Annotated in this window: 10 protein-coding genes; 8 read left to right on the top strand and 2 right to left on the bottom strand. The window is 63.0% G+C overall.

The features are described from left to right. Positions 1-589, bottom strand: a 589-nt coding sequence (locus P7D22_RS20055) for a ParA family protein (RefSeq protein ID WP_319936034.1), incomplete at its 3' end; no start/stop codon positions are given. 463 nt (positions 590-1,052) lie between these two features. Here P7D22_RS20055 and P7D22_RS20050 point away from each other — a divergent pair. After that, positions 1,053-1,931, top strand: a complete 879-nt coding sequence (locus P7D22_RS20050) for a tyrosine-type recombinase/integrase (RefSeq protein WP_319936033.1) — start codon at positions 1,053-1,055, stop codon at positions 1,929-1,931. 60 nt (positions 1,932-1,991) lie between these two features. Beyond that, on the top strand, positions 1,992-2,159 hold the full coding sequence (locus P7D22_RS20045; protein ID WP_319936032.1) for a hypothetical protein: 168 nt from the start codon (positions 1,992-1,994) through the stop codon (positions 2,157-2,159). Between the two features lie 129 nt (positions 2,160-2,288). Here P7D22_RS20045 and P7D22_RS20040 read toward each other — a convergent pair whose 3' ends face one another. Further along, positions 2,289-2,600, bottom strand: a complete 312-nt coding sequence (locus P7D22_RS20040; RefSeq protein WP_319936031.1) for a hypothetical protein — start codon at positions 2,598-2,600, stop codon at positions 2,289-2,291. A gap of 22 nt (positions 2,601-2,622) precedes the next feature. Between P7D22_RS20040 and P7D22_RS20035 the strand changes: the two genes are divergently transcribed. The 6 genes from P7D22_RS20035 to P7D22_RS20010 all read left to right on the top strand — a co-directional run. After that, the gene (locus P7D22_RS20035; RefSeq protein ID WP_319936030.1) at positions 2,623-2,934 is read left to right on the top strand and encodes a hypothetical protein; all 312 of its coding nucleotides are present in this window, start codon (positions 2,623-2,625) and stop codon (positions 2,932-2,934) included. Positions 2,935-2,999: 65 nt separating this feature from the next. Continuing rightward, positions 3,000-3,371, top strand: a complete 372-nt coding sequence (locus P7D22_RS20030) for a type II toxin-antitoxin system RelE/ParE family toxin (RefSeq protein WP_319936029.1) — start codon at positions 3,000-3,002, stop codon at positions 3,369-3,371. Further along, a complete protein-coding gene (locus P7D22_RS20025; RefSeq protein ID WP_319936028.1) occupies positions 3,371-3,667 on the top strand; it encodes a helix-turn-helix domain-containing protein in 297 nt (98 codons plus the stop codon). The genes P7D22_RS20030 and P7D22_RS20025 overlap by 1 nt, the downstream gene beginning before the upstream one ends. 249 nt (positions 3,668-3,916) lie before the next feature. Further along, a complete protein-coding gene (locus P7D22_RS20020) occupies positions 3,917-4,135 on the top strand; it encodes a hypothetical protein (protein ID WP_319936027.1) in 219 nt (72 codons plus the stop codon). Positions 4,136-4,146: 11 nt separating this feature from the next. After that, positions 4,147-4,671, top strand: coding sequence for a DUF4142 domain-containing protein (locus P7D22_RS20015; RefSeq protein ID WP_319936026.1), 525 nt, complete (start codon positions 4,147-4,149; stop codon positions 4,669-4,671). A gap of 519 nt (positions 4,672-5,190) precedes the next feature. Further along, the coding region (locus tag P7D22_RS20010; RefSeq protein ID WP_319936025.1) for a hypothetical protein at positions 5,191-5,374 on the top strand (184 nt) is incomplete at its 3' end.

The raw sequence follows: 5,374 nt of genomic DNA, 5'->3' as shown, positions 1-5,374 counted from the left end.
GGGCGCGGCCGTTGAGCTGGGCGTTCCGCGTCTCGGTCACGGCATGGCCGAGGTTCTGTGCCTGACGGTAGGCGGGGCGCTCCACAAGGCAGCCGGCAAGCACGGCATATCCTGCCTGCTCGAGGTAGGACCGCGCGTCGGTCTCCTCCGCATCCGTTCCGATCCTATTGAGCGCAAAGGCGAGCCGGCCGAGCGGAATGCCGGCCTTCACCAGCGCGTGAAACTCGCGGACGGCCGGTCGGAGGTCGTCGAGCGACGCGCCGCTCGGCTGCACCACGAGGTTGGCAGTTTTAGCGATCTCCAGGGTGCCTTGGCTGGTGCGCGCCGGGCCGTCGATGATGAGGAGGTCAAATCCCGACGCCGCAGCGAGCGCCTGGGCTGCGGTCGCGAAGGCCTCGACCGAAACCACGGGCTGGATGCCGGCATGGAGCCGGGCTCGGTGCCAATCGACGGATGTGCCTTGTTGGGTGTCCAGGTCGGCCACCTTCACGCTCAACCCGCCGAATGCGGCTTCACGGGCGAGGGCTCGAGCCAGCGTGCTCTTACCCACGCCGCCCTTCTGCGAGACGAAAGCGACGATCGACGACATGGGCCTCCCATCGTGCTTCAAGCTTGCCGCAAGCTGAAATGGCTGCGATCCGGCTGCGAGATAGCGGCAAGACGGCGCCTTGCTGCATGCTCGCGGCTATGCCAGAACATGAAACGCAAGACAAGTGTGCTTATCTTGCATTGGTGTGAGGACGGGGCATGAGCGCAATTGTCGTAGCGACCTGTGACGAAGCGTCGAACGCATGGCACCAGAACATGGACTGGCTTCGCCGTCTTAGTGACCTCGGAGGCAACTTCCAGCCGAAGGGCGGGCAGCGAAATTCAGTTGTGCATCCCGCCAGAAAGCTGGTGCTCCGTTTTCCTACTCGGAAACAGGCTCGCAGCTACATTGAGCGTGTGAACCAGCTGCCAATCAGCGTGGGCGCTCGAACCACAATGATCACGGCGCAACTTCAGCGTTTTCGATTGCGGTTGGCAGAGAGGGACCGGCGAGAGGCCGGACTGTGAGCGTACCCGTCGTCGTTCCGCACCCCAATTTACCGGCCCGCGTCGAAGCTGAAACCGATCGGCAGCTCGTAGAGACGTGGGTCGCCCGGCACGAAAGCCGCCACACCCAGCGCAACTACCGGCGCCAAGCCGAGCGGTTCCTTGCCGGAGCCGGCCGACCCTTGCGCGAGGTCCGCGTCAGCGACGTGCAAGCGTTCCTGGCGGGCCTGGACGGGCAGGCGAGCGCCACACGGGCCAATGCAGCATCAGCCATCAAGTCGCTGCTCTCGTTCGCATACGATCTCGGCTATGCGCCATTCAACGCCGGCAAGGCCGTGAAGGCGCCGAGCGTCAAGAACACGCTGGCCGAACGCATCATGCCCGAGGCCGACGCCCTGCTGCTGATCCGCATGGAGCTGAACACCCGCAACCGGGCGCTGCTGACGGTGGCCTATGGGGGCGGCCTGCGGATCTCCGAAGTGTGCGGCCTACGCTGGCGGGATCTCGCGGCCCGCGACGGTGACGCGGGACAGGCGACCGTTTACGGCAAAGGCGGCAAGACGCGCGTGATCCTGCTTTCGGCGAACACTTGGCGCACGCTCGAGCCCATACGGGGCGAGGCCGGCCCGGATGATCCGGTGTTCCCGTCGCAGAAGGGCGGGGCCCTCGACCCTTCGGCCGTCCACCGGATTGTGAAAGCGGCAGCGGCGCGGGCTGGGCTCTCGACCGATGTGTCGGCGCACTGGCTGCGGCACGCGCATGCCTCGCACAGTCTCGACCGTGGCGCGCCCATACACCTTGTGCAGGCGACCTTGGGGCACGCCAGCGTGGCGACAACGGGGCGCTATACCCATGCTCGGCCGTCAGACAGCTCGGCGCGCTATCTTGGTATCTGAAAGCTCGCAGCCATCTTGCGACAATGTCGCTGCGAGGTTGCAGCAAGATTGCCGTACGGCATGATAGAAGCGCAAGCCACCATCCTGACCCGCATGGCCGGCGGCGCCACGCTGACGCCTTCGCTGCTGGGCGATCGGCTATGGTCTTTGCTCGAGGATCCGTTCACGGTGTTTGACGACGTGTCGCCCCGCGTGCTGCTCGCCGCCGGCATGATCGCGCTCGCATAGCGCGGCAGCCTGAAGGCGGTGCGCCGCCTGCGGGCGCACTTCTCCTGGTCGCGCTGTTGCACGTTCTGATCTCCAGTTTGTGGAAGGGGGTGTCGAGTAGGGGGCCGGTAGGGTGCCGACCGGATCGGATCAGGCGATGGTGATGGCTTGCGCGGTGCCCTGCCAGAGCCGGCTACGCGCCATGGGGCGCTCTGGATTGGCGATAAGGTCGCGAGCTGTGGCGGCGACCTCGCCCGAGAGAAGTGGCAGCAGGCCCCGGAGCGCCAGGGCTGCGATGCCCATCTCGGCCCCGGCCGCGATGGTCGCATCGTCTTCGACGCCCCCTCGGGTCTGCAGCATGATCTGCATCGCAATCACGGCTGGCAACGCGGGCTCGAGCGTAAGGATGTCGTCCTCAAGCCCATAGGCGATATCGGCAGCCATTCCTTCGGCGTGGCTCAAGGCCGGGATGCTGAGGCGAGGCATGAAGCTGATACAAAGCATGATCGCGTGGAACCCTGCGCATGGCGAGGCTCAACGCGGGCACGAGGTCAAGGTTGGCCCCTGGCCGGATCGCACGGGGTGGTCGCGCTCCTACGACAATACAGGCGGATCCTGCTACATGGAACGTCACGACGCTGAGCTATGGCAGCAAATTGCCCTTATGTTCATCGACTTCCACACCCTGGTTGTCGGCGACAACATGGACCCACAGGCCGTTCATGAAGCCTTCCTCGCGATCGACGAATACCGCGAGCGGATTTCTCCCGATATTCCCGGCGCCGATCGGGACTGAGCTGCAAAGGTTGGAGGGGCATATACGCCATTGACTTACATACGCCATTGACTTACTAAAAGCGTGTGACCGCAGCCCTTCACACCGTCGTCGAGACGCCTGCCTTCCTTCGGGACGCAGCTAAAGCCGGTGCGACTGAGACCGAGCGCAAGACTATGGTCGATGCTGTCGCGCTCGACCCTACCCAAGGCGATGAGGTGCAGGGCTCGGGTGGCGTGCGCAAGGTCCGCGTGGGGGCACGTAGCAAAGGCAAGGGCAAGAGCGGCGGTTATCGCGTCATGGTGGCTTATCTCGGCGCCGACGTGCCGGCCTATCTGCTGGCCGTCCTGAGCAAGAGCGACGCCGATAATTTCACCAAGGACGAGATTGCCGACATGAAGGCCGCCACAACGGCAATCAAACGGTATTGGCGCGAGAGGCGACAAGGAAAACGATGATGAGCAGTCTGGCAAGCCGGATCATGGAAGGCCTCGGCGAGGCTTTGGAACACGCCAAGGGCGTCGATGTGCCCGGGCTCGTGGTGCATGTGCCCGAGGCGATCGATGTGCCGGCCGTCCGCAAGCGCACAGGCCTCAGCCAAGGTGCCTTTGCCGGCCGGATCGGCGTCTCGCTCGGCACCCTGCGAAATTGGGAGCAGGGGCGCCGCGGTCCCGAAGGACCGGCGCGCGTGCTGCTGGCCATGCTCGAGCGCAATCCCAAGATTGTCGAGGAGACGCTAGGGCAGGCGGCATGATATCAGGGTTCGTCGCGCTCCCGGCTTGCTGGGGTGCGCCTCAAGTCCACCCGGCGGGGTGGCGGGCTTTGTAGGGCGACGACAAGCCCGAACGGCTGACAGCCCTGTCTTCCGAGGCAGGGCTTTTGCATTTCTAGACTATCCCTTCGGGGACTTGCGGGGCTCGGATCGCGCGGCAATGTCGCTGCGGGTCGAGCCCTAAACGTGTCCGATCCTTGTTGCGTGTCACCTCGGATGTGGAGCCTGACCATGGCCAGCCGTGCCGCCAACATCCTCGATGGCACCCGCCAGGCGCTCGCTATCGCCGAGGGCGAGGCCGATCCCGCATCCTACAAGATTCATGTGCCGGCTGAGGTCGACGTGCGCGCGATCCGCATGGGCCTCAGCAGGATGGCAGAACAAGTAGATAGGACTCTTTGCCTCGCGAAGGGAACCTACGTTCATCTGCTTGGTTCGCAAGAACAATAGGGAGACCCTAAATGAAGCATTTCCTTTTATCCGCAGCTGTCAGCATGTGTTTTGCCAGCTCTGCATTCGCGCAACCCGCTCCGGCACCGGCTGACCCATCAGCACCTATGGCGACTCCTGATTTCGTGACCGCAGCCGGCCAGTCCGACCAGTTCGAAATTCAAGAAGGCAAGATGGCTCAAAAGATGGGCTCAACGGCTGCCGTCCGTAAGTTCGGAGCCAAGATGGTCCGCGACCACATGAAGACCACGGCGGCCCTAGAGAAAGCTGTCAAGAAGGCCGGCATGACCCCGCCGCCTCCGCCACCACTTCGCGCGGATCAGGAGCAGATGGTTTCCCAGCTCCAAGGCATGTCGGGCGCAGACTTCGACAAGGCCTATCTGATTCAACAGGTGCAATCGCACCAGGAAGCCCTTGAGTTGCAGTCCGGATACGCCAAAACGGGCGAGACGCCGGCCGTTAAGGCTGCAGCGAAGAGCGCCGTGCCGATTGTCCGAATGCACCTGCAAATGGCGCAAAAGATGAGCGCGATGTAAGTAGGCCACTCGGTCTCGTTCAATTTGGTCAACGCGCCCGTGGCTTACGCTGCGGGCGTTTTCGTATGGCCACCGGCGCCCGAGCATTGGCATCGGCTTCGATCAAGTCCGAAATGGGTGTACCTCAAGGACACCGCCAACCTATGACTGGGTTCGGCCCGAAGCAGACCTGAACGATACCCGCTCTGGCGCTTACTCAGGCCGAGCCATCACGGCCGGCTTGGGGTGGGGAACCGACCTTGGTCCCGATGCTGGAAGCAGACATCGTTAGGTCTAGGCCAGCCCAGAAACGCGCAAGCCCGACCGATGCTTGCGCACGGGCCGGGCTCTGCAAGTTCTCAGACTAGGATGGGTGCCGTTGTCGAGGCGACTTTTGTGCCTCCCGTCAAGGCCGCCGTCAACATCGATGCCACATGCGAGCATTATTCGAACGCAAGGTCCTGTTAACATTGACCGAATTTTACTTCTCCGGCCTATAGTGCGAACGCAAGTTCATTTTCAGCACCCAGGATGAGTTACATGCGGATTAAACACGCGGTCTTAGCGGCCGGATTGGCTTTGGGGTTGATGTCGGAGACGGCGCAAGCGGCATATATTCTTGATATCTACCAGATGGACGCAAACGTTGTAGCGAGGGGAAGCGGTTCCATCGACACGTCTCAATTGACTTTAGATGGAAGTGGCGGGGCAGGAACTATTATCG

It is taken from the genome of Lichenihabitans sp. Uapishka_5 (assembly GCF_033947565.1).
Taxonomy (GTDB): domain Bacteria; phylum Pseudomonadota; class Alphaproteobacteria; order Rhizobiales; family Beijerinckiaceae; genus Lichenihabitans.
Note: the sequence above shows the minus strand (reverse complement) of the source record. Positions and strands in the feature narration are given on the sequence as shown.

What these genes read in the sequence shown, in the direction of transcription:
- P7D22_RS20045 (WP_319936032.1), top strand. Translation starts at nt 1,992, where the DNA reads ATGATAGAAGCGCAAGCCACCATCCTGACCCGCATGGCCGGCGGCGCC.
- P7D22_RS20020 (WP_319936027.1), top strand. Translation starts at nt 3,917, where the DNA reads ATGGCCAGCCGTGCCGCCAACATCCTCGATGGCACCCGCCAGGCGCTC.
- P7D22_RS20015 (WP_319936026.1), top strand. Translation starts at nt 4,147, where the DNA reads ATGAAGCATTTCCTTTTATCCGCAGCTGTCAGCATGTGTTTTGCCAGC.
- P7D22_RS20025 (WP_319936028.1), top strand. Translation starts at nt 3,371, where the DNA reads ATGAGCAGTCTGGCAAGCCGGATCATGGAAGGCCTCGGCGAGGCTTTG.
- P7D22_RS20035 (WP_319936030.1), top strand. Translation starts at nt 2,623, where the DNA reads ATGAAGCTGATACAAAGCATGATCGCGTGGAACCCTGCGCATGGCGAG.